This is a genomic window from Silvanigrella aquatica (assembly GCF_001907975.1).
GTDB classification, from domain to species: domain Bacteria; phylum Bdellovibrionota_B; class Oligoflexia; order Silvanigrellales; family Silvanigrellaceae; genus Silvanigrella; species Silvanigrella aquatica.
Genome location: NZ_CP017834.1, coordinates 278,770 through 303,846, shown reverse-complemented (window position 1 = coordinate 303,846; position 25,077 = coordinate 278,770). Strand labels below are relative to the sequence as shown.

19 protein-coding genes and 2 tRNA genes are annotated in these 25,077 nt (G+C 31.3%); 12 read left to right on the top strand and 9 right to left on the bottom strand.

What is annotated here, in order from left to right; genetic code table 11:
• The first annotated feature begins 1,101 nt into the window (after positions 1-1,101).
• The gene (locus AXG55_RS01300) at positions 1,102-1,446 is read left to right on the top strand and encodes a hypothetical protein (protein WP_148696348.1); all 345 of its coding nucleotides are present in this window, start codon (positions 1,102-1,104) and stop codon (positions 1,444-1,446) included.
• A 13-nt stretch (positions 1,447-1,459) separates the two neighbouring features.
• Complete coding sequence (locus AXG55_RS01295; RefSeq protein ID WP_233231293.1) at positions 1,460-1,984, top strand: transposase; 525 nt, start codon at positions 1,460-1,462, stop codon at positions 1,982-1,984.
• Positions 1,985-2,061: 77 nt separating this feature from the next.
• Here AXG55_RS01295 and AXG55_RS01290 read toward each other — a convergent pair whose 3' ends face one another.
• Positions 2,062-2,715 carry a peptide deformylase gene (locus AXG55_RS01290; RefSeq protein WP_148696346.1) on the bottom strand — a complete coding sequence of 218 codons (654 nt, stop codon included), beginning with the start codon at positions 2,713-2,715 and terminating at the stop codon, positions 2,062-2,064.
• Between the two features lie 283 nt (positions 2,716-2,998).
• Here AXG55_RS01290 and pnp point away from each other — a divergent pair, with 283 nt between their 5' ends.
• Positions 2,999-5,119 (top strand): polyribonucleotide nucleotidyltransferase, encoded by a 2,121-nt coding sequence (gene pnp / locus AXG55_RS01285; protein WP_148696345.1) that lies wholly within the window; start codon positions 2,999-3,001, stop codon positions 5,117-5,119.
• 96 nt (positions 5,120-5,215) lie between these two features.
• On the opposite strand, the gene AXG55_RS01280 is transcribed toward pnp, so the two are convergent.
• Positions 5,216-5,902, bottom strand: coding sequence for a hypothetical protein (locus AXG55_RS01280; protein WP_148696344.1), 687 nt, complete (start codon positions 5,900-5,902; stop codon positions 5,216-5,218).
• Positions 5,903-6,171: 269 nt separating this feature from the next.
• On the opposite strand from AXG55_RS01280, the gene AXG55_RS01275 reads away from it, so the two are divergent.
• Positions 6,172-6,489 (top strand): hypothetical protein, encoded by a 318-nt coding sequence (locus AXG55_RS01275; protein ID WP_148696343.1) that lies wholly within the window; start codon positions 6,172-6,174, stop codon positions 6,487-6,489.
• Positions 6,490-6,492: 3 nt separating this feature from the next.
• On the opposite strand, the gene AXG55_RS01270 is transcribed toward AXG55_RS01275, so the two are convergent.
• Positions 6,493-7,326: an alpha/beta fold hydrolase gene (locus AXG55_RS01270; protein WP_148696342.1), complete on the bottom strand. Its 834-nt coding sequence runs from the start codon at positions 7,324-7,326 to the stop codon at positions 6,493-6,495.
• A gap of 8 nt (positions 7,327-7,334) precedes the next feature.
• Positions 7,335-8,918: a hypothetical protein gene (locus tag AXG55_RS01265; protein WP_148696341.1), complete on the bottom strand. Its 1,584-nt coding sequence runs from the start codon at positions 8,916-8,918 to the stop codon at positions 7,335-7,337.
• Between the two features lie 54 nt (positions 8,919-8,972).
• Between AXG55_RS01265 and AXG55_RS01260 the strand changes: the two genes are divergently transcribed.
• The 4 genes from AXG55_RS01260 (at position 8,973) to AXG55_RS01245 (ending at position 13,254) form a co-directional block, all read left to right on the top strand.
• Positions 8,973-10,418, top strand: a complete 1,446-nt coding sequence (locus AXG55_RS01260) for an amidohydrolase family protein (protein WP_233231291.1) — start codon at positions 8,973-8,975, stop codon at positions 10,416-10,418.
• Between the two features lie 95 nt (positions 10,419-10,513).
• Positions 10,514-10,587 (top strand) — tRNA-Gln (locus AXG55_RS01255).
• 80 nt (positions 10,588-10,667) lie between these two features.
• Positions 10,668-10,847 carry a hypothetical protein gene (locus AXG55_RS01250; RefSeq protein ID WP_148696339.1) on the top strand — a complete coding sequence of 60 codons (180 nt, stop codon included), beginning with the start codon at positions 10,668-10,670 and terminating at the stop codon, positions 10,845-10,847.
• Between the two features lie 121 nt (positions 10,848-10,968).
• Positions 10,969-13,254, top strand: a complete 2,286-nt coding sequence (locus tag AXG55_RS01245; protein WP_148696338.1) for an alkaline phosphatase family protein — start codon at positions 10,969-10,971, stop codon at positions 13,252-13,254.
• A gap of 10 nt (positions 13,255-13,264) precedes the next feature.
• On the opposite strand, the gene AXG55_RS01240 is transcribed toward AXG55_RS01245, so the two are convergent.
• Together AXG55_RS01240 and AXG55_RS14765 are read right to left on the bottom strand one after the other, a co-directional pair.
• On the bottom strand, positions 13,265-15,481 hold the full coding sequence (locus AXG55_RS01240; protein ID WP_148696337.1) for a hypothetical protein: 2,217 nt from the start codon (positions 15,479-15,481) through the stop codon (positions 13,265-13,267).
• Positions 15,482-15,629: 148 nt separating this feature from the next.
• Positions 15,630-15,842 (bottom strand): hypothetical protein, encoded by a 213-nt coding sequence (locus tag AXG55_RS14765; RefSeq protein ID WP_233231290.1) that lies wholly within the window; start codon positions 15,840-15,842, stop codon positions 15,630-15,632.
• A gap of 95 nt (positions 15,843-15,937) precedes the next feature.
• Between AXG55_RS14765 and AXG55_RS01235 the strand changes: the two genes are divergently transcribed.
• A complete protein-coding gene (locus AXG55_RS01235; RefSeq protein WP_148696336.1) occupies positions 15,938-16,852 on the top strand; it encodes a hypothetical protein in 915 nt (304 codons plus the stop codon).
• Positions 16,853-16,906: 54 nt separating this feature from the next.
• Here the strand turns inward: AXG55_RS01235 and AXG55_RS01230 are convergent.
• Positions 16,907-16,983, bottom strand: a tRNA-Gly gene (locus AXG55_RS01230).
• Positions 16,984-17,075: 92 nt separating this feature from the next.
• Positions 17,076-17,915 (bottom strand): type IV toxin-antitoxin system AbiEi family antitoxin domain-containing protein, encoded by an 840-nt coding sequence (locus AXG55_RS01225; RefSeq protein ID WP_148696335.1) that lies wholly within the window; start codon positions 17,913-17,915, stop codon positions 17,076-17,078.
• Positions 17,916-18,017: 102 nt separating this feature from the next.
• Here AXG55_RS01225 and AXG55_RS01220 point away from each other — a divergent pair, with 102 nt between their 5' ends.
• From AXG55_RS01220 to nth, 3 genes are read left to right on the top strand one after another with little or no spacing between them, the layout of a single operon-like run.
• A complete protein-coding gene (locus AXG55_RS01220; RefSeq protein WP_148696334.1) occupies positions 18,018-20,237 on the top strand; it encodes a sulfatase-like hydrolase/transferase in 2,220 nt (739 codons plus the stop codon).
• Entirely contained in the window at positions 20,234-23,152 is a 2,919-nt protein-coding gene (locus AXG55_RS01215; protein ID WP_148696333.1) for a sulfatase, read from the top strand. The genes AXG55_RS01220 and AXG55_RS01215 overlap by 4 nt, the downstream gene beginning before the upstream one ends.
• Positions 23,149-23,811 carry an endonuclease III gene (nth, locus tag AXG55_RS01210; RefSeq protein WP_233231289.1) on the top strand — a complete coding sequence of 221 codons (663 nt, stop codon included), beginning with the start codon at positions 23,149-23,151 and terminating at the stop codon, positions 23,809-23,811. The genes AXG55_RS01215 and nth overlap by 4 nt, the downstream gene beginning before the upstream one ends.
• Here nth and ychF read toward each other — a convergent pair.
• Positions 23,801-24,910, bottom strand: coding sequence for a redox-regulated ATPase YchF (gene ychF / locus AXG55_RS01205; RefSeq protein WP_148696332.1), 1,110 nt, complete (start codon positions 24,908-24,910; stop codon positions 23,801-23,803). The two genes, nth and ychF, sit on opposite strands and share 11 nt — an antisense overlap.
• Positions 24,911-25,077: the final 167 nt, after the last annotated feature.

Genomic DNA, 25,077 nt, shown 5'->3' with positions numbered 1-25,077 from the left:
TCATATTCTAAATCACTCTCAGCAAGGAGCGCTAAAATTTTTTCAAATATTATATTAAACATGTATTTGTATAATATAGTTATTTATTTTTCATTATTATATTAAATAATAATATTATAATCAGAAAATAAAAATTCTTATTTAACAAATAACACGAATACAATTAATTAATTTATAAATAAAAGTCAATTTTAAAAATCATTATATAATAATAAATATATACAATATTATATAGCATACCAAAATAAATTTTTATTTTAAAAAAATAACCAAAAATTAAATCTTAATAACTTGAGTGTATTCTCAAATTTTTGAACAAATAAAAAGACCCTAGGTATATCATAGAAGAAAAATTATTTTTCTTTTTATCCTATTTTGTAGCAACAAGACTTAAATGTTTTAATCTTGCAAATAAATTATCAATTAAATGTCTAATTTTATATAAGTAGCTTTCAAATTCGTCATTTGTTATATCAATTGTATTTTTTTTTCTTACATTACTTTCTTATGTTTTCTGCATGATAAGCTCTGTCTGCTATTAGTATTTCTGCTTTGCTTATTTCTATAAGTTGAATTGAGTTGAATGAGAACCGAATTCCGATGAAAGATCTCTCCATGGCGCTCCTGTCCTAACTTCCAGAAAACTGTTTCCAAAAAAATCCTTATTTTAATTCTTTGAGTAAGGGAGCCCGCTTTGACCATATTTAATCTGTTGTCATTGTCCTTAACGTGTTCTCTCGCTTTCGTTAGATTTGGTAATCCAAATTTTGCGGGAAACATGCCAAAAATTAAGTCTTATTCAATATTTGAGAATACACCCTAATTTAGTATATTTAAATTCAGATTCTTAATTTTTTGCACATTCAATCTCTTTATCAAATATAATACGAAATCATCAATTTGACCTGGCAAAAAGGTATTAGACATTTTTCTTTTCCTCGATTTTAAATAGCAACTATCTATAAAATAAAAACCACGAGAAAAAACTGACACCAAATTAATGCGAATTAAGAGTTGAGAAAGATATTGTAAGGATTGAATAAATAGCTCCAATTTGTTAAATAATTTTTGCGAAAAAAAATAAGAACAAAGGAGCTACCAATGGATTGGCAGAACCAACTCATCACCGTTTACCTTACAACCTGCAACTTCTTTTCTCAACTCTCTCCTCACTCTTTTTTAAAAATAAGTCCTAACTCAAATCCCTTGTTCCGCGATGAAGAAACCGTTACTATTTATATCTTTGGAGTTTTAAGTGAATTTAAAAATGTTAAATCCATTTATAAATTTACAAAAAATTTTCTTTTTGAATGGTTTCCACACTTACCTTCATATGAAGGATTTTTATTCAGACTAAATAACCTCAATCAACTTTTTCCTGAACTTTCTAACTTTCTTTTACAAAATAATAAGTTCAAATCTCTCTCAGTCTTTTATACTTGTTGACTCTTTGCCTATTGTGCTAGCTAAAGGTTTTCGTGCGCACAAGTGTAATACTGCCAAAGATATCTCTTCAGTTGGGTATTGCTCTTCCAAGAATTTATTTTACTTTGGATTAAAACTACACCTTACTGCTCTTTTCCAAAATAACAAACTTGCGACTCACACTTCACTTAAAGTAACTCGAGCAGGAACTCATGACTTAACCGCTATGAAGAACGAACTTTTGAATTTTAAACACTCTCAACTCTTTGCTGATCGAGCTTACTGTGATCAATCTACAAAAGAACAATTAGCTAAGAAAAATTCTGTTTTGCATACTCCGATAAAACTTTCTAGAAGTAAAAAAACTCTTTCCAGTGATGAAAAAGCTTATTCTAAATCTGTTAGTTCAATCAGGCAATCCATAGAAATACTTTTCAACTGGTTAATTGAAACAAGCGGAATTCAAATTGCATCAAAAGTTCGATCAACAAAAGGACTAATGGTTCATGTTTTCGGACGATTTTCTGCATGCCTTTTTAAGTACATGTTCTTTTTTTAATTGGATCTTTTTAACTCTTAACTGGCATAAATATTAAATGAATTTATAAAAGTTAAAATAAAAAAATTAAATAAATATCACAAAAAGTCGAATTTTATTTTACTCGCCTCTGTTACTTTTATTTTTTTCATTCTTTTTCTTTCCGCAGGATCATTTTCGAAATCTTTTATATCTGCAATGACATCAGATTCAGTAAAACTAGTTTTATTCCATCTATCGACAAGCATAATCCCATCAAGATGATCGTACTCATGTTGGAAACAAACACTGGCATAAAGATGTGATGATTTTACGATAAACTTTTCGCCATTTTCATTTTGTGCATGAATTTCTACATTTAAAAATCTGCTTGTATTGTGTGACTCGGCATTGGGAAAAGACAAGCAGCCTTCCCAGTTCACTTTAATCGGTTCAGACATTTCAACAAGTTCAGGATTAATGAATACCATTGGAAATACGGCAGGTATTTCTTTGTGATCTTTGTCATAAACCTTGAAGTCTCCTTCTTTACGTTCAAAGCTATCACTTTCAAAGGCGGGTTTAAAATCAACGACAAAAATTCTTTTTGAGACACCGACTTGGGGAGCGGCCAAACCACCTCCGTCAAATTCGTACATCGTCGCAATAAAATTTTTGATAAACTCGCGCAGGGAATCGGTAAAATTTTCTACAGGCGTTCCCTTTTTACGTAAAAGAACATGTGGATAATGTAAAACTTTGTAGAGAGTCATAGGAAGTAGCTCCAAAATATCATTTATTTTATAATTCGTAAAAGACAAAAAACGCCGGAGTTGTTAAACCATCAAATGCATCTAGATTCAACCAAATTTACAGGAAATGCTTTTTATTAGGCGAAATATCTGTTAGTATGACTCCTCGACAAACGGGACACACTTAAGCTGACGCATGGTGCGTTGGGACTCTCGGATTGGCCGTGAGGATAAACTACAATAAATAACTCTTCAAATTCCCGATTTTTTTGTTAGAGTTATTTCGATTTTTTAAGGTTTTTTCATGTTTAATATTATAGAAAAATCCATTCGGATTGGCGATGAGCAAATTACTATCGAAACAGGTCGTATTGCTCGTCAAGCAGGTGGCGCCGTATTAGTCACTTGCGGAGGAACTCAAGTTCTCGTTACAGCAACCGCTGCAAAAGAAGCCCAACAAACGGCTTCTTTTTTTCCTTTATCAGTAGATTATATTGAAAAGTTTTATTCTGCAGGACGCATTCCTGGCGGATATATTAAAAGAGAAACAAGACCTTCCGATCGTGAAATTCTTACCAGCCGTCTCATCGATCGCCCTATTCGTCCTCTTTTTCCTGAAACTTATTTAGTAGAAACACAAATTATTGCTAAAGTAGTTTCATTAGATCCCAAAATATCACCAGCACAACTCGCTATTCTAGGCGCAAGCTGTGCGTTGCATATTTCTGACATTCCCTTTGCAGGACCTGTTGCCGGCGTGCGCGTTGGATTTAAAGACGGCAAATTTGTCATTAATCCTGTAGAGAGCGAGCTTCCTCAACATGACCTCGATCTTGTTGTTGCAGGTACAAAAGATGCCATTTTAATGGTCGAAGCTGCGGCAAATTTCTTAACTGAAGCACAAATTCTTGAAGCCATTGAATTAGGTCATAAAGAAATTAAAAAACTTTGCGCACTACAAGAAGAAATTCGTGAAAAATGCGGCAAAGAAAAACGCACTGTTCCTGAAGCACCTGATAACGAAAGCATGAAATCTGTTCTTGCTAAAAAATATGCGAAATCCTTGCGTGACGCTTATGCGATTGCGACAAAAGCAGAACGTAAAAAAGCGATTGATACTGTTAAAGTGGAAGCGAAAACGGAGCTTGTTGAAGAAGGCAATGCAGAATCTGCAAAAGCATTTAGTTACCTTTTTGAAATGCAAGAATACAAAACCTTGCGTCAAAGCATTATTAAAGACAACCGCCGCGTCGATGGACGTTCCACATCAGACATCCGTAATATTGAATGCCAAACTGCCGTTTTAAAACGTACACATGGTTCCGCTTTATTCACACGCGGTGAAACACAATCTCTCGGCGTTGTTACTTTAGGCACCAGCGATGATGCGCAAAGAAGCGAATCCATCATGAATGTTTTAGAAGAAAAAACTTTCATGCTTCACTACAACATGCCAGGCTACTCTGTGGGCGAAGTAAAACGCTTAGGCTCACCAGCTCGTCGCGAAGTCGGTCATGGAAATCTTGCAGAACGCGCATTAAAAGCAACTTTACCAGCTAAAAATCGCTTTCCTTATTCCATTCGTATAGTCTCCGAAATCACAGAAAGTAACGGCTCCAGCTCTATGGCATCAGTTTGTTCTGGTACCTTATCTATGCTCGATGCCGGTGTTCCTTTAAAAGAGCCTATCGCAGGAATTGCTATGGGTCTTATATTAGAAGGAAAAGAATTCGCAATTTTATCTGACATTTTAGGTGATGAAGATCATCTTGGCGATATGGATTTTAAAGTTGCTGGTGGTAAAAATGGGATTACCGCAATGCAAATGGATATTAAAATTTCTGGAATTTCCATGGAAATTCTTGAAAAAGCTCTTGCACAAGCAAAAGAAGGCCGCACACTTATCTTGGATAAAATGTTACGTTCCATTTCACGTCCAAACGATTTAAGTCAATTGGCACCACGCATTGAACAAATTAAAATCAAGCCCGAAAGAGTGCGCGATTTAATTGGTCCTGGCGGAAAAAATATCAAGAAAATTGTTTCTGATACAGGCTGTAAGTTAGAAGTTAATGACGAAGGTATTGTCAGCATCGCATCAACAGATGGCAATTCTGCAGCAAAAGCAAAACGCATGGTTAATTACCTCACCACAGATCCTGAAATTGGTGAAATTTATCTTGGTATTGTCAAGAAAACCGCAGATTTTGGTGCCTTTGTTGAAATTAAACCTGGCGTTGAAGGCCTTGTTCATATTTCACAACTTTCTGCCACACGCGTCAACAAGACAGAAGAAGTGGTCAAAGAAGGTGATGAAGTCATGGTTAAAGTCATTGAACTTGATCGCACAGGACGCATTAAACTCAGTCGTAAAGACGCCATAGGCAAAACTCCTTCTAATGAAGGCGCACGCCCTTGGGCTTAATAAAAGTTATTTATTTAATAGCTCCCCTATTGCTTAAAATATAAAAAGGAAGGTTGTTATAACCTTCCTTTTTTTTCAATTTTCAATAATAGCAAATTAAAAATTAAAACGAATAACAATATCTCCGGATAATTCATGAAAATTATTACCACTTTGGTCAACTTTAGTTGATGAATTTGAACTGTTTTGATATGTAAGATCTGAATTATTTATAATATGTCTATTATAAATAAAATCTGTACCAATGCTGAAGTTATTAGAAATACGGAACATTGCAATGAGAGAAGCTCCAAAATAATAATGCTTGTTAATATTATAAGAAAAATCTCCTAAATAATTATTATTACCATCATACAATTTTCCAGAGACATTATTTTGATATGCCGCTCCCACATTACCAAGGGTATAAAAAGAAATTTTAGGGCTTGGATTAAATTTAAGACCAAGGCTGCCAAAAAAATAACTAGATAGAAATATAAAATTTCTAATTTGTAATTGAGAATCGGAAGGAGGTACATCAAAGCTTCCAAAATTGATTGTTGTGTTTAATCCAAATCCAATAATAGGAGAGACGACTGTTGATGGACTTAATGAATACAAACCTAAAACAAAAACGTTTGCTGCTTTGTTAGAGTTATTTAAGCCATTATCAAAATAATAGGTGGTAGGTCCTCCTCCAAATAGAATATCAATTGAACTTCTCTTTAAAGTACTTTGAGAAAACGCATTCATTGAAACATGCAAAAACAATAGTAATATAATTATTAATCTAATTAATTTCATTATTAAACCTACAATTTTATCCGTTAAAATTAAGAGCTGTGAATAATAATTATAAATATTTTTTTCAAAAAATAAAATATTTATAACCAACACAATGACGGTTGTCAAAGTTAAACCATTTGCTAATTTTTTTTGCCTAGAAAGAAGAATGCAATACCCATATACAACATGGCTAAATCAATGACTTTTTTAATTATAATCTCATTTTTTTAATTCATCTACCGATACATAAACAGGAATAAAAACTCATTGTCTATTGGGTCAAATTTATGATCATGAAAAATTTAAAAAAAATTTTACTATTATTTTGTGTGTTTTTAGGAATCCTATTTGCAGATAATATATACGCCACAGGATTTAGCGCAAACTGGGTCGATATTATGATTTTACACAATGGAAAATACAGAGTAATTATCAAATATATCAATTTAAATATTGGCGAATATAGAGAAGCTTATGTTGATTTTGAATCCAAAAAAGAAGCTATTCAAGTATTTCAAAAGCTCGCATTAGGAGCTGATTTTTATTGGGGCGATAGAGGCACCATTCACTTCCACGATAAAGCCGATAAACCTAATCCATATTAAGATCTAAATTTCGTTTCTCTTCATAAAATCATATATTATTTTAGAAATACATTCAGGATCATCTGTTGTTAAATCATGACCTAAGTTTCTAAAAATACGAAGTTCAGCCTGAGGAATTTTTTCCCAAAGTAACACTGAATTTAACCATGGAACCAATTTGTCTTCTTTAGAAACTAAAAATAAAAAAGGCGTATTTATTTTTCTATTTTTTAATTTTGATTTATAATTTGCTGCAGCAAATATCTGCAAAATAAATGACAAATGAGAAAAGCCTTCCTTCTGCCAAATTTCATCCCATTGTTTAACTATATCTGTATTATTTTCCAAAGTTTTATTTGAGACTAAAAATTTTGAAAATAATTTATGACTAGGAAATCCTTTTAAAATTGAAGTAAAAAAAGATATAATAAGAAATAATAAAGGAATAAAAAATATACGTTTATGTCCCATATCTCCTGAAGATGAGGACATAATACAATTTGAATGCAATTTGAGTTCTTTCCATTCCTGTTTATCCATTAATTTTGCCATTTCAAGAGCGACCATACCCCCCAAGCTAATTCCTGCTAAATGAAAATGAAAAACTTGACAATATTTCAAAGTATATAAAACGTCTTCAGCAAATTTTTTGATGGTAAACCGTCCTGTTTTATTTTGACTACCACCTGTACCTAACAAATCAATAAGTATGATGTCGGAATATTTTAAAAGTTCAGCTTCGAAAGAAAGCCAAAAACTCATAGAGCGTCCCAGTCCACGAATTAACACTATAGGATAATGGGATTTATTAATATTTTCAGATTTTTTATATTTAAAATACAATAAATTGTAGGACATAATTTATATTAATAGCTTTCAAACAAAATCTTGGCACGAAATGGAATATTAAAAGATTTAGAAAATTGAAATTCTTTCAGCTTACCTTCCATACAATCAAGAATTTTTATTTGAGAAATTCCATCAACATTCATAAATTTAAAATCTTTTTTTGAAACATCAATTTTTCTTGTATTTGATTTATAATTTTGAATCATAATATGACCATTTAAAACTAAAAGAGGATCTATAATTTCCTGGTTTGTAACACATTTTGCTAATTCAAAGGTTGCATATTTTTTTAATTGATCGGAAAAAAAAGATATTTGATTTTTTTCATTGTTTTTTCCAAGGAGAATAATCTTAAATTGTATATCGCCTATAATGCGATCCTTTTTCATAAGTTCACCAGAATAAGCATTATATATTTTTTTAGAGCCAAACTGTTTTTTAAGATCAATAATTTCATAATTTCTTTTAAAATAAAAATTTATTTGTTCCTTTTTATTTGTATTTATTTCTTTTATTATTTCTGAAGTCCCTAAGAAATAAATACCAAATCGGTCTTTATTTCCCGATAATTTTATCTCAATATTTTTCAACAAAGCTCTTTCTTTTATACTCAAATATGAAAAAAATATGTCATTTAATTTAAAATAATTTTTGGTTTCTAATTCCTTATTTATCAATGACCATGTGTAGAAATCACGATATTTATTTTTCGCTATACTCAATGACATTGACTGTAACGTCCAATTGCCATTTGGCAAATAAAATTTTTCAGGAAAATATTTATGAATTTTGCACCCTTGTTTTTTATTTTCTAATTTATTAAAAAAAACATACTGCAAAATTTCATTTTTATTTACCCATACATATTTTAAATTACCTTTAATATTGCAAGGAAAATCAATTAATAAACCCAAAAAGTTTGACTTACTATTTTTAACACTTAGCCCCATGATTTGTAGTGGAGGAAATTTTTCATTTGCAATATTAAAACCTATTTTATTTTCTAAAAATAATTTTTTTATATTTTTCATTTGATTCAATATTTCAGATACTGAAATCATTTCATCTTCAATTAAATCTATATGAGAAAATTGACTTATAATCCCGTTTTTTACTCCTAAGTTAGTTTCAACTGCCATAGCGGGAAATGGTGATATTTTATTTAATTCAACATTAAACTGAATATGTTTGTCAGTATTTTTATTAAATGGATTAATTATTTTAATTTGTACACTTGACAAATTTCCTTGATTATCGACACGCTCTAAAATAGCACCTTCAAACACATATTTTCCCTGAGGAAACTTCATTAATTTTTGTGTATAAAATGTCTTTGTTTTTAAATTTTTGCCAAGAACAATGTTTTTTAATATTTTTTTATTATTTATTTTCATATCAGTAATAATTTCATTTTTTTTATTAGTATCTCTAAATAATAATTTGATTGAATTAAATTTTATTTGACTTTCGTCAGAAACTCCTTTATTAAAAGATAAAGTCCAAGATAATGGCATCCAAATATATCCTGCTTCTTCAGAAAAAATATTTAAATGAAGAAGAAAAATATATAAAAACATTGCATAACAAATAAATTTCCTCATAATATCTCTTGTACTCATAATATATGAATGAAAATTTTCATTTTGGAGTTTAATGTGAATTTTATTGAAAAAATTTTTTCCAAAAAAATCCTCCTTAAAGAGGGCTCCCAATATCTTGTCTTTCCTGGTTCTCTTGAAATTACAGGAAATCAAATTACAAATGTAACAAAGCTGACATTAGAATCCTACCAAGGGTCAATCATAAATGAAAAGAAAAAAAACAAAATAAAGATACATGATTTTGGCGATCGACTTATTACCCCAGCCTTTATTAATTGCCATACTCATATTGCAATGAATTTCTTTAGATCCATATTAAGCAATCATTCAAAAGCAAAAAATCTTATTGAAGATATTTTTTTTAAATGCGAATCTTTATTAAATGCAAATGATATCAGAGCTTTTGCACGCATGGGTGCCTATGAAAATATTTTAAATGGCAATGGTCTCATTTGGGATCATTATTATCATGGCTTCGAGGTCGCTGAAGCATGCCATGACGTAGGTCTGACAGCCGTTGTGGCACCGACATTGCAAGACATAACAGGACCTGGATCGTCTTACTTTCAATCAATGCTCGATCAAACTTATGAAATTCATTCACATCCTACATTTCAAAAGGCAGGCATATATGCCGCTTTTGGTGCCCATGCAACAGATACCGTCAGTGAAGGATTATGGAAAAAAATTCAAAGCGGCTCTGAAAACTTAAACATTCCCATCCATTGTCATGTTTCTCAATCCTATGAAGAAGTAAAAACAATTTATAAAAAATTTAAAAAAACTCCTGTAGAATATTTGCATTCCCTTGGTCTTTTCAAAAGCAAAATTAAAAATTTATTAGTACATGGAATTTACTTAAATAAAAAAGATTTTAAGTACTTAAAAAATAAAAACTGTGCTCTTGTTTTTTGCCCCTTCTCACAAATGATATTTCAATCACCAGCAAACATTATTGATTGGCAAAAAAATAAAATAAATTGGTTTGTTGCAACAGATTGTGTTGCAAGTAATGATTCTATGAATTTACAAAAAGAACTCCGCTTTGTTTCTGGTTTTCCCTCTCTTTTAAATACATTTGAAATAAATACAAAAATAATAAAAAATATGTCATCAAAAAATAAAAAAGAATTTTCAAATAAAAGAGTTGAAATAAAAAAATTACAAAATTCGTTTTCAAATAGTGATTTTTTACTAGATAAAATTTTAGCACAACCAGGAAGTTTTCATAATCATTTTAAAGCAGGGATTCTTGAAAAAGGGGCTCTAGCAAATTTTACAGTCTGGGACACAGATCATCCCTCAATGTGGCCTGCACATAATGTAACAAGGAATTTAGCCATGGGCGATACTACAGGTGCTATTCATAACATGTGCGTAGGAGGAAAATGGCTTGGAGAAAATGGAAATTATTCCCAGAGTATACTAAATTCAGCAAATTATAAAAATTCTTTAAGTGAAGCAAATCACAGATTAAATATCTTACTTAAAAAATTATAACACTATAATTTCAACACTTTTAAATTCTCATCAAGAATAACTCATGCAATCTTGTCTTTTTATAGTCATTAGAATATATTTGCAAATTATTATTTTGGGGAATCGTCTAATGGCAGGACACCGGTTTCTGATTCCGTATGTTTAGGTTCGACTCCTAATTCCCCAGCCAATATTTTCTGCATGATGAGAGGAAATATTGTAGTTCAAATTCAAACGCTCAAAAGTAAGCCTATTTTTAAAGGAGCGCATGTGAGTTCATGTTTGCCAAATCAAAAAAACTCTTATATATACCAAGGCTATCAAAAACATTTGCAAATTTTGCTAGAAATAAACCAAAAAAACAAATGCAAAAATCTTATAAAAAGACTTTTAAAAATGAATTCATTAAATAAAGAAAAAATTACAAAGCAACTTACCAACAGCAATTAATTCATACTTTTATAAATACTTCCATTAGATTTCGTTTGAAAATATAAAAACATAATTTCAATTTGTGTCCTCTACAAAAAAAAGATATGTTCCCCGCATTCTTTGAAGGAGGTACAACACATTGAAACACTTAGCTATAATTAAAAAAATAATTTTCACATCGATAGGAATTACATTTGTATCATGTCAAACTCAATCCATAAATAATAAAAAAGAAAAAACTAAAAACTATGTCATTCTTTATGTTTGGGATGGCTTAAGACCTGATATATTAACAGATAAAAAAGCTGAAAATAAAATCCCTAATTTACTTGAATTAGCTTCAAATGGTGTCGAATTTAAGGATAATCACTCTGCCTATCCCACATTTACAATGAATAATGCGCAAGTTTTTGCAACGGGAGATTATGCAGGTAAAAGTGGTTTTTATGGGAACACACTCTATCAACCCTGGCGCACAAAAAAAGAATACGGCATAGCAACAAATGCAAAAGGTGAAAATATAACAAAAGAATTTTATGAACCTATTTTTACAGAAGATTATAAGATTTTAAAAGCATTAGATCAACCTAAATCAAATCATGTACATGCCCATGAACCACTTGTTCAAGTCACAACGTTATTACAGGAAGCGCAAAAAAAAGGCCTCAAAACTGTCGTTGTTGGAAAATCAGGCCCTGCTTTCTTTCAAGATTTTAGATCAGGTGGCTATATATTAGATGAAAATCATGTTTGGCCATTATCATTTGCTCAAGAATTGCAAGCTGAAAATATAAGTTTACCTAAGTTAACACCACAAGCTTATTCGAAGGGACAATTAACATTATCACCTCAAAATGGAGACCCTACGGCCTCAGAAAATATTTTTTACTTAGAAGATAGCAATGAAGTTTCCGATCCTTCTAAAGCAAAAACATCTCCCTTTAATAAAAAAAATGAATATATGGCTAATATTTTTATAAATTATATTTTACCCAAAAAATTACCTGATTTAAGCGTCATGTGGCTAAGAAATCCTGATTCAACTGAACATCTCTATGGTCCTGGAACGTTACCTTACTATGATGCCATTGCATCTAATGACAAAATTCTTGGAAGTTTAATTGAAAAACTTAAAGAAATGGGAATATATGATAAAACAAATATTATTATTGTTTCCGATCATTCCCACAGCAATATTTTAGCAACAAAAAGAAATGACTCGGAGGGGTATCCTCAATTAATGTATCCCATGCATTTTATAAAAGATGATGAAAGTGGAAAAAGCACAATTGGACATAAAATTGCGGCCGATAAAAAGACCCACACCGATAGCAAAACAAAATTACTAATTACAAAAGGATTTCCTGTTTCGGGAACAATTCGCACCGCTGATCTCATTACAAAGGCAGAATTAAAAATTGAAAATGGGAATTCTATTGTAGCATACGACGGAGGAGATTGTTTCTTTAATAAATATATGGGTGCAATAAGGAATGGCGATGGCTCTATTAATACACAATCATCAGGATATAATGCCCCCGATGGAAAATGTAAAAATTCTAAAAAAGAAAATATAGCTTACACATCTCCAAGCTATCGTGTGCCTAAAGATTTATCGAATAAAGATGGTATTGAAAAAGTTATCATCGCTCCCAACGGAGGAACAGATTATATTTATATCCCAAGCCATAATCCTCAAGTAATGAAAGTTCTCGTTAATTTTTTCCAAAGAAGGCAGGAATATTCAGCCCTATTTTTAGATGAAAGCCGTTACCATTTAGGCACGCATTTTCCTCGTGGAGTTCTTCCTCTTTCATATGTAAAACTTGAAAATAAATCGGGTAGAAATCCTGATATTGTTGTCAGTATGACAAGCAATGCCAATGTGATTGTAAATGGATTACCTGGAGTTGAGTTTGACTCGACAAGCGATTATGCTCTTCGTGGTGATCATGGATCCTTTGGTCGCATTGATGTTCACAATACGCTTCTCGCAATGGGTCCTAATTTTAATAACGCTATGAAAAATTATGTCCCTACAGGTAACGTAGATGTTGCACCCACGATTGCCAAAATATTGGGATTTACAATTCCAAATACCGATGGAAGAATTTTATATGAATCACTGAAAGGTTCTGGCTATACACAAGAAAGTTACAAAATAAATCCCCTTATTGTCACATCATCAGCATCTTGTGATTTAGAAATTTACGAACCAACGACACATCCTATTTCATTTATATCTGAAAATAAAAATAAATTTATAGATTCCGAAATTAGAAGTTTTTATACACAACTTAATAATAAATTAATTACTGCAAAAGATGGAACACGATTCGTTTATTTCGATTCTGCTGAAGCAAAAAGACAAAAGGGATGCCCTAAAGTCGGATTAACATTATTTAGTTTTAACAACTTAAATTAAGAATAATTTTTCAGTGCAATGTCTTTAAAGCCATAAAATATTTATTATTAACAACCCCACAAAGATTGTTTTTACTACATCCAACACTCATAAAGTTCTTTTTATTTTGTACATCTAATATGAATATAGAATAACCTGTAAAGTGATCATAAACTTTTTTAATTCTAAACTGAGAATTTATACCAACAGTGATATATTTATTAGTAGACGAGACTCCTATTATTGTTTTTTCTCCCTTAATATTTACTATATCATTTGTATGTACATAATTTTCGCTCAAATCAGATGAACATTTTGTTACATTTTTAGGTAAAAATTCAAAAAAAGTAGCTTCTCCCTTATCTGACATGACAAAATATTCTTTATTATTTAAAACCAGATTTTTCAAATATTCTTTATCATTATCAGCCTTAACAAATTCATATTTTCTACAATATTTAACAGCCTTTCCATTTAAATCTAATAATAAATTTTTATTTTGAAATGAAGATAATTGAATTTCAAAACTTCTATTGTATACTTTATTATTTACTCCAGTATATTTTAAATTTAAAAATGCCTTACCTGTAAAATGATTTAAAGGGCGATATACGATTTCAATATTGCAATACTCATTTCCTTTTACAATGGCATGCTCACAATTTAAATTTGATTTCTCTAAACTTAAAAACTTAGAATTTCCAGATAAAGATATTGAATTTATTTTAGCATTATCATTTCCTTTATTATATAATTTTATTTTGAAAATTTTTTTAATACCGACCTCTGAATAAATAGAAGCAATAGAGCGAAGCGGCTCTACCAAATCTTGACTGTCATCAACATGAGACAAATGAAATAACTTTAAATACTTACTTTCATCACTATCTATATAGTTAAAAAGCAAATCCATATTAAAATCTTTTAATACATGATCATTACTATAATTTGCAATTTTTATAGAGCAAAAGCTATATGGAGTCATGTTAAATAAATTGCAACTGCTCTCTTCATAATTTATTAAATAATCATTTATATCAGAAATCAAGCGAAAAGAATCTACTTTTACAGTAGAATTTCCATTATTTATTATTTTTATAATTCTGCTTGAAAAGCCATTTTTATCGAATATGTTTAAAGAATCAACAGAATCAATTAGCGCATCTTTCGCTGAGTAATTTAAATTAATTAGTTTTTCATTAGTAATTTTATTGCTTGATAAATATTCAATTTTAAAAAAAGAAACTCCATTATCTTCTATTGTCAATGGCTTAAATTTTATTGATATATTGCAAGATTCTCCAACCTTTAAATTTTGGCCAAAACTGCAACTACTATGCAGCAAGGAAAGTGAATTTTTATTATTAAATAAACTTGTATTTAAAATAACTGCCTTTTCATTTCCTATATTTTTTATAACAATATCTTTTTTTACTTCTTTTCCTAAAGGAGATTTTAACTCGTAATTTTCAGAATAAAGCAAAGGTTCGGACGAAGAATAATAGATTGTAAAATTGTCATCAAATTGATGTAGATCACTATCTAAATATATTATCTTAAATTCTAATTCACCAGTTTCAGCTTTTATTGGTTGATATGAAATATCTATCTCACAATAATCCTCTATATTTATTACATGATTTAAACATTTATTTGAAGTAATTTTAAAATTTTCTGGGTTATTTTCAAACTCTGTAAATATAATATTCGCTTTATCACTTCCTTTATTAAAAAATTTAATAGTTTTAATAATATTTTTTTCAGAAATTGAACTTATATAAATATTTTCAGAAAATAATTTTGGCTGAATTGAGTTATAATTTACAAAAATATCGTATTGTAATTTTTTATTATATTTATTACTATAAATCAAACTGAGCCTAGCAATTCCTTTTTGGGGATATGTCGGATTAAATTTTATAACTACATTGCAATTTGCATTTTTTTGTAATGAAATATTGCTACAATCTTCACTATATATTTTCATACTATCTAAATTATTTTGCAAAACAACATCTAAAAATTTCAAAATATCATTATTTACATTTGTAATTGGAATATCCAGAAAAGCCGATCTCCCAATTTGGGTTTTAATAGAATACTTATCTGTATTACTTAGACTTGAAATATCAACTTCATTTTTATTTAATTTAGCATTTTTATTTTTAAAAATGCAAGAATTTAAACTAAAAAAAATCCATATAATAAAAAGAAATATTTGTAAAATATTATTTTTTTTAATTTTCAAAATAAATCATTCCCTAAATATTTGGATTAATAAAATAAATATTATATAAAGAATAAAATTATTTTTTCAGATATTAATCAAAAATAACATGTCAATTATTTGTCTTTTAATGTCAATTTTTTTTATACACTATTATCTTTGATATTTTTCACCTGTCATTGAACGAAGACTGAAAATCTTTTATAAATTGAATTTGCTCATCACTATATTGACTGCTTTTTTTGAGCCCTTTATCTATAAACGATGATTTTTGATTCATGGGAATATCTCCAGGATTAAAGGTATATAAAATAAAAAAAGTGATTACACCCCAAAAAACTCCTGAAATTAAAAAAATGAATATGGCTTTCTTGACTTTCATATTTATCCATACTTAAATTTAATATATTTTAAATTTGTGCCCATAAAAAAAATTACCAGATTTTTTTTTAAAGTCTAGTTTAGGAAAATTGACATATGAAATTATTAAATTTAAAATTTTTTATTAATTTAAATGTTGCTATAATAATAAATTTTATTTTTTCTCACAATTGTTATTCTAGAACTATGGAAGAAATAATTAAAAGCGGTAAACTGAATGTTGCTGTTTTAAAACCTCAAAAAGATGAATTTGACACAAATCTCAGCATTAAGAAAAATAAATTGATTAAAGAATATTTCGAAAAATTCTCCTCAATAAAACTAAATAAAAGACTTAAATTAAATTTTATCTACGTAAACTCGTTTGCCAATTTCTGGGAAAATAAGCATAATCAAATTAATACAAATAGTTCAGAAAAACCTCAACTTTTTGAAAAAGTAGACGCCTATTTTGAATTGCTAAGTACAAGTAATTGGCGTAACATAAAAGCAACGCCAATAAATATTGCAAAATCTAAATTTTCATTAATTTGTGACTTTGATCCTCATTATATTAATTTAAATAGCAATGAAAAAATTTTACAGACCTTAAAAAATCCTTCCATAAAATTTATTTCTATTAAAGATAGCTACATAGACCGTTTATATAAAGGACTCAAAATTTCAGAAAATAAAATGACTTATATCACTCCTAAAAGAGGTCTTGTACAAGGGATGATCGATGATAAAGGAAAGAATTGTGCTTTTTCTGAAACCATGAATATTTTAAAATTTCTTGCCAACGGCCAAATTTATTTGATTAGTTTTTTACCCGGTGGAGATAACAAAGATCTTGCGTGGTGGGTTCCCAAAGACAGCTCCCAACTACATCAATTCATAAGCGAATTTCACGCATACCTTGAAAAATCGAAGGGTCTTGATCGTATTTACCTCACGCTTTTTGGCGTAAGCTATAACTTTTACAATTTTATTATAGAATTAAGCTCATCCCAAAATTCTTACTGTCAGTGAAAATCTGAAAACAAAAAACCCCGGTTTCGAAATTCAAAACCGGGGCTTTTTTATTGGAGCGGGAAAAGGGACTCGAACCCTCGACCCTCGCCATGGCAAGGCGATGCTCTAGCCAACTGAGCTACTCCCGCACCTGAGAGTAAGTTTTGATCTACTGAAAGTGATTTGCCGAGTCAAGTTGTTTCCAAAAAAAATTTTATTTTTTGCACAAAAATTAGATAATTTATTGACTTTGCTGGGAAAACTGAACTTTCCAGCGGTTTTTCATATCTAAAACACCTCCACCTAAGCTTCCTCCTCCCGGGCTATGCCCAACCACCTGAGATTCCGAAGTATTTTTATGTAGATCATATGGAATAGGCCATTCTGTCTGTTTCCGACTCATCCTATCCTCAATAAATTTGAAAAAATTATCTTCAATTTCCCAATGCGATAAATTTTTCTCAAACAAAAAACCCAAACGATTGAAAAGCGCTTGGACATTACAATCCGCTGCATATTTTAAAATTTTTTCAATATCAGGCAAATAGCCGCTTTTACGACAAAGTCTCACCAGTTCATAAAAAGGAGGACAATGTGTGGGTCTCTTGAGACAATCTACTAGTGTTTTTTCAAAGTTAGAAGTCAGAATAGCAAACTCAAGCCCATTATGAGTCAAAAAATGCGTTTCTAATCCATGTGGCTCTGGACTTTGACACCAAAAGTAATGGATACCTTCAAAGCGAAAAGAATTGAATTTTGTCGGGCTTACGACATAAATGGTATCGTTTTCTTTCAGAACTTCTCGCGCATGGAGTTGCAACGCGGAATGAAAGCCAACATAAGAGTAGGGAGTTAGCTTTCCGGCAATAGCAAACGGAGAACTTTTATCAAGATCGGGTCTTTCTCCTATTTTCGTAACACGATAAAGCCCTTGCCGAATGGGAAAAATATATCCTCTTGATGCAAGTTCACTTAATCTCTTGCGTAAGGTGTTTCCAGTCGTTTTTAGCTTTTCACGCGCCTCTTCTATTGTAAAGATTTGGCCCTGGCGAAAATGCTCATAAATCCTTGGTAACTTCATGTATCTCTCCAAGTGAGTACACTTTTATAGGCAAGTGCCATTTAAAGGATACTTTTGGGAGTTTAGCACGCGAGTTACTTTTTAAGAGATAAAGGTGTTAAGATGTTGACGGTAAAAATTTGGAAAATATTTTGGTTTCGGTATCTACTGGAAAGTTTAGTTTTTCTTATCCCATTTTTTCTTGTTTCTTTATTATTTTCATCTCATTTTTCATACATGGGAGAAAACACTTCTTCTATTTTTTTTATTATAATTAAAAGTCAACCTAATCTTGTATTAATATCTCTTTTTAAAATTTTATTTGTAACATTAGTAATTTGTTTAGGATTGCAGTTTGTTTCCTCTTCATTTTCTATAAAATATAAATTATTTTTCGGGTTTATTTTCTTTTTCTCAGCTATAATTAGAGTATGTTCTCTTTATCCGGGAGTAAGTGAAAACTGGTTGATAACTCAAAATTTAAACTTTTTTAGAGATTTTATTCAATTCATTTCTACTCTAAAAGAAGACTCAAAAAGAAGAGCTCTATTAGAATGGTTACCTTTTATTGTTAGTTTTTTCGCCTTTTTTATAAATCTTATGATTCACATGCGATATTTAACAAAGCAAAGTAGAATTGTAAAAAAAGCGCGTTCAAGTATTAACATTGATGAACTTGATAACGAATCTCGAATATTTTCTATTCAAGGTATGTCATTTTTAATATTCTTTATTTTTGGAACTGTTTTTTTATATAATATTTCATCTTCATTCCGAATTGATCTTCCTAAAAACTCAACAAAACAAGCTCGACCCCATGTTTTTATTTTTGCCATTGACAGCCTGCGTTATGACAGACTTGCTGATGAAAATTTTTCACATGTCATGCCCTTTTTAAAAAGCAAATTACCTAAAGCAGCGCTTTTTAAACCTATGCTTGTAGGAATTCCAAGAACATTTCCAAGTTGGGTTGAAATTGCCACAGGAACATATGCTTCAAAAACGGGGGTACGCTCCATGTTTCCGCCACGCAGCACTAAAATTGAAAAAAAAGAAACTATTTTTTCTGCTGCAAAAGACAGTGGTTATTCCACAATATTTGTCTCCGATTTTGCTGGTGATATTTTTCCAAGATATCCTTTTGGAGCAACAGAAGTGAATGCTCCTACTTCAAATTTAGAAGCACTTGTTGAAAATGGAATACTTGCAGCCCTCAGTCCGATTCAAGCCATTCTAACATTACCAAATATGCAACGCGTATTACCTTCTCTATTAGAAACTCCCGAAATTGCCGATCCTAGACTCGTTGCAAATACAATTTCTAGAAGTTTAAACCGTGTTGCCAATGTTTCAAAACCTGTTTTTTTAACAACATTTTTTTCATCAGCTCATTTTCCTTATGCCTCTCCAGGGCCTTGGTATGCAAAATTCCAAAATCAAATTCATAATAATCACTTGATTTTTAGAAAAACTCCCGATCAAAATGTAATAGGCGACAATATTAAATTAAATATTTCAGATGAAGTAAAAACACAAACTATCGCTCTTTACGATGGTGGGTTAAATGCCATTGATCACACTTTAAAAACTCTATATGAGCAATTACAAGTAAAAGGTTGGCTCAATAATTCTGTTATTCTTATTTTTGGTGATCACGGGGAAAATTTATATGAAGGCCAATTAGGTATGGGGCACGGAGATGGAGTTGCAGGAGAATTCTCTAACGTAACACCACTTGTGATATTTTTAAATGGCAATGCACAAACTGTTTTACAAGATAATGATGTCAAACAAATTGTTCGCTCTATTGATATTGCACCCACAATTGCAAGAAGAATTAATGTGAATTTAAATGAAGAAAGCTTAGATGGAGAACCCTTACTCGATACTAAAGAAAAAATACCGGATTTTCCATCAGATTCAGCTTACATGGAAACAGGAATTTGGTTCACTTCTGGAAATCAAACTCCGGAACACTTTCCTCGAATCATGTACCCCGGTGTCACAGCTCTTCTTGACATCGATGCAGGTATGAATTTTGAATTTATTGTGCGTCCCACTTACTCACAAGCTATTCCAGGAGTAAAAGAAAGAGCGTGGGTTAACGAAACATATCGTCTTATTGCGAGAACCACACCAATAGGTGTTAATTTGTCACTTTACTTAAGAACGGATCACAGCGCTAAAAACAATTTAATTGAAGATTCCTTAGAATCTAATAAATACAAAATAATTGCATTAGAAATGTTAAATCATATGAACAAATATTTAACTTCCCGCGGCGTTGAAATTGTACCCAATGGTAATGGTTCATTTTTCTATGCGGAGAATATTAGCCAATGAAAAAATTGCGATTAAAAAGACATTATATTCGTATTATTTTAAGACCCGTAAGAGTTTTAAAATTATCTCTTGTCTATTTTTATGGACGCATTGCTTTATCACTGGCGCTTCGCGGAATAAAATTACCTGGATTGGTTAAAATTAAAAATAGAATGCCCGCAAGTGCTTTAGGAGCTTATGAAAGACAAGTTCTTATTTATGATATAAAAGGTGAAAGATATTCTTTCCGTAAGGGACCATTATGGTTAAGAAAATTATTTGAAAAAATAATTCATATTCTATCAAAAAATCGTTTTTGGTTATTGATTGTATTTAAAACCATTGTTGCCTTTTTCATTATTACTATTCCAATATTAATATTCATTATTATAAGAGGCATACTTCCTGTTCCTGAAAGAGTCGGTTATACTCCAATAAAAATGAAGCTGAATGAAAAATCCAATATTAGAACAGATTGGTTATATACAGAAGCTCCTTTTTTAAACATGGAAGATTCCTATTATATAAAAAATCATTTTAATTATATTGATCCTGAAAATTCACGTGGTGTTAATGTTTCTCCCGTAATGGAGCCAAACTCACCTCCCGGATTAGTTCATTTAGGAATTGGTTATTATCCTGCAAAATTAAATCTTATTCGGGGATTTATAGTTGGAGAATCTTCTCCTCTATATATATCTCAATTAAAAAATGTTCCAATAGAAGTAGAACATGGAAATCGACTTCGCATTCAATATTATTTATTTCCATCAAAAGATGATTCCAGTTATCAATGTCAAATTGAACTTCAAGATCAATCTGGAAATATTATTGCAAATATTACCCAAACAACGCAACCAAAATTTAAACCTAGAACTCCCGGATCTCTTTCGGCATCTTGGAATGAAAGATTTGTTCCCAATAGCACTCCTTATATTGGAAAAGCTGAAGAATTTATTGTTAATTTAAAATCACCTCCAAAACAGATAAGAGCTGAAGTCAAAGAAATCAAACAAGCTCATAATGGAGAAGATAATAAAGATCTACAACCAACAACTGATCCTGATTACATGAAATCTTTTAAAATAAATTATCCCAATTCTAAAGGAAAAGATCTTACAAATAATAATTGTATTTTTGCATTAGGTGATTTCAGTTTTGAAAGAACAGTGATTCAACCTCCAAAAAGAAGAGGAATTATTTTTATTTTAGTTGATACTTTGCGAACTAAAACAGCTTATGATCCCGATATCATGCCGAATTTAAATGAATATGCGAAAAAAGAAGGAATTAAATTTTTAGAACACAGAGCACAGGCAAATATGACTGTACCCAGTATTATTCCCTTAATGACTTCGCGATATTCGAGAGATGTTGGATCAGTTGCATTTACCTATGCAGCCGATGCTGCTATGCGCAAAAATTTCTACGATAAACAAATTCCTACGCTCGCAACTTCAATGCAAAATTTAGGATATAGGGTCGGCGGCATTGGTTGGCTTTCTTTATTTTCTGAGGCTATGCAAGGCGGCGTTGATTTAGGTTTTCACAATGCTATCATTTCTGAAATTCCTGAATATGAAGCCCGTCAAATAACAGAAAACATGGGAAATTGGCTTGAAAATTATGGCGACGCTCCTTTCTTTTTATATTTACATTATAATACCGCTCATGGGCCTTATAAACCACCATTAGAAAAAATTGATTTTCAAAAATTACTTTCAAAACCCTTTGGATTAAATCAAAAAAAACAACTATACAATGGCGTAAGTCGCTACTGGGATGATGAATTTTTAAATATCATGCAAAAATTAAAGGATTTAGGATTAGAAAAAGATGTTGACATAATTATAACAGCAGATCATGGTGCGCAATTAGATGTGCAACCTTGGTATTATTTTTCAGGAGTTAATCAAAATCTTGATGGTGCTTATGCTGATAAAGGAAATTCATTACTCGATGAAGAAGTGCGTGTTCCTTTAATTTTACATCTTGCAAAAAATAATCATTTGAAGGGAACTGAAATTACAACACCGACGGCTCATGTAGATTTATTTCCCACATTATATGAACTTGCAGGCGGTACAAAGCCAAATGAAAATTGGCGCGGAATAAATTTAACTCCCGCTTTAAATGAAAATTCAAATATCACATTTGAAGAGCATCTAAATAAAAGAAAAAGTATCTATTTTGAAGGCCATAAATATGCTGGTCTTTTATACTGGGGTGAAAGTTTTGCAAATAATCCTATGAAATATGTAAGACAATTGACTCCGGATAGTGTCAAATTATATTTAACTCACAATCCATGGAGTGAAAAAATCAGTTGGTATCAACCCGAGATTTTTTCTTCTGTTAATTTAAAAGAGCATACTGAAAAACTTTTGCCCATGATTACTGGAGAAAATTTAAAAAATCTACGAAATGCTTATTATAGATATTCTCCTTCACATAAAATTATACGCTTTACCGCAAAATATTCAGGGGATTTTAATTTAGAAATTATTCTCAATAGAAATGATAAGGGGAGCAATCCGGTCGTTACTTTAATTCCTGAAGGAATTAAAGTAATTGAGAAAAAAGAGCTCAATAAAATAAGTTATACTTTCTCAGGAAAAATAAACAATGACGAAGGAGTTTGGATTAACTTAGGCGATACCACCCCCAGCGAAATTAAATTAGCTCAGGATATAACTCCCTTAATTTGTCCCAATGGCAATAAAACTCAGTCACATTTACTAGTCGATACTTTACAAAATCAAGCTTGCTCCTTTTTTCCCCCGCCCGATGGAATTATTGAATTAAACTATTCTTCCAAAGATAAACCCGTCGTTATTCAAAAAACCCTTTCCAGCGAACAGGTCGAACAGATAGAAGGAACAGGCGCAGGAGCCGCCCTGCAAAATGCATTACGAGAATGGGGTTATGCGAAGTGAAAGAATTCAAAATAATGGAAAAAAAGAAAATTGAAGAAGTTTTTTCAATATTAAACAAAACCTGGCCCGATGCAAAATGCGAACTCGAGCACAATAATCACTTTCAATTATTAATTGCTGTCGTCTTAAGTGCTCAGGCAACAGATAAATCTGTGAATAAAGCACTCAATCCTTTATATACTCAATATCCTCAATTTTCAGCACAAGATTTGGTAAAAATGGGTGAGGAAAAATTCTTAAATACCATTCGCAGCATTGGACTTGCTCCCACAAAAGCTAAAAATTGTTTAAAATTAGCAAATATGCTACAAGAAAACTTTGATGGAAAAGTTCCTCTCAATAGGACTGATTTGGAACAGCTTCCCGGCGTAGGACGCAAAACAGCCAACGTAATATTAAATGTCTTATGCGGCATGCCAACTATGGCAGTTGATACCCACGTGGAACGTGTCTCTCAACGCATTGGCCTTGTTCCTGCAACCAAAAATAGATTGGAAATAGAAGAAGGGCTTTTAAAGGCACTTCCTAAGAAATACGCTATAAAAGCCCATCATTTATTAATATTTCAAGGAAGATACCACTGTACCGCAAGAAACCCAAAATGCGAAACTTGTCCCATTGAACATCTCTGTTTAAAAAGAGGCGTTGTTACACATTAAATAAGAAGTTCATAATATCACCGTCTTTACAAACGTAATCACGACCTTCTTTTCTATATAACCCAGCTTCCTTTACTTTAGCTTCGCTTCCTAATCGAACAAGATCATCGTACGCATATACTTCTGCGCAAATAAATCCTTTTTCAAAATCCGTATGAATGACACCCGCTGCTTGGGGCGCTTTGCATTCTTTAGGTATTGTCCAAGCGCGTACTTCCTGAACACCTGCTGTAAAATAAGTCATTAGTCCGAGAAGAGAATAGCCGGTTTTTATAAGCCTATCTAAACCTGGCTCGGAAATTTTAAGATCATCCATGTATAACTTTGCATCTTCAGCTTCAAGCTGTCCTAATTCTTCTTCAAGACGTGCAGAAACAACAACAACTTTAGAGCCTTCTTTTTCAGCAATTTCTCTTAATGCTTTCACATGTTTTGAGCTGTTGCCATTATCAGAAAGTTCATTTTCATTAACATTTGCTGCATAAAGAACTTGTTTGCGTGTAATTAAGTGAAGACTTTGTAAGTAGCTGTCCTCATCTTCGTTTAAAGTTTGGAATGATCTTGCTGGCTTTAAAAGTTCTAAGTGAGCTTTTAGTCTTTGCGCACATTCATTTGCAACAAGGATTTTTTTATCGTTATTTTTTAATAAACGTGCCATTTTTTCAATACTTTTGTTTACTGTTTCAAAGTCACAGTAAACTAATTCCGTATTAATGGTATCAACGTCACGAGCGGGATCGGTTGAACCATCCACGTGGGTGATATTGGAATCTTCAAAGCATCTGACAACATGAACGATAGCATCGACCTGACGAATATGCCCTAAAAATTGATTTCCCAAACCTTCACCACGACTGGCTCCTTTTACGAGCCCTGCGATGTCAACAAACTCCATAAAAGTAGGAATGACCTTCTTCGCATTTATAATTCCGTTGATTTTATCTAAACGCTCGTCGGGTACGGCAACGCGACCCACATTTGGCTCAATTGTACAAAAGGGATAATTTGCCGCTTGAGCATTTGCCGTTCGTGTCACGGCATTAAATAAGGTTGATTTTCCCACATTTGGAAGACCCACAATCCCACAGTTAAAACCCATAAAAAATCCTCTTTTTCCTTTATATCCTTTGCCTTCAATTTTGGCAGCGGCCTAGCCTAAGACGATTTTCTTACTTAGGCAAGGTCAAAAAAAGAAGGGGAGTGCTACATTGGTTGACACTTCTGTAACTCGTGTTAAACCAGTCCTGAGCCTATGATTGGAGTTGA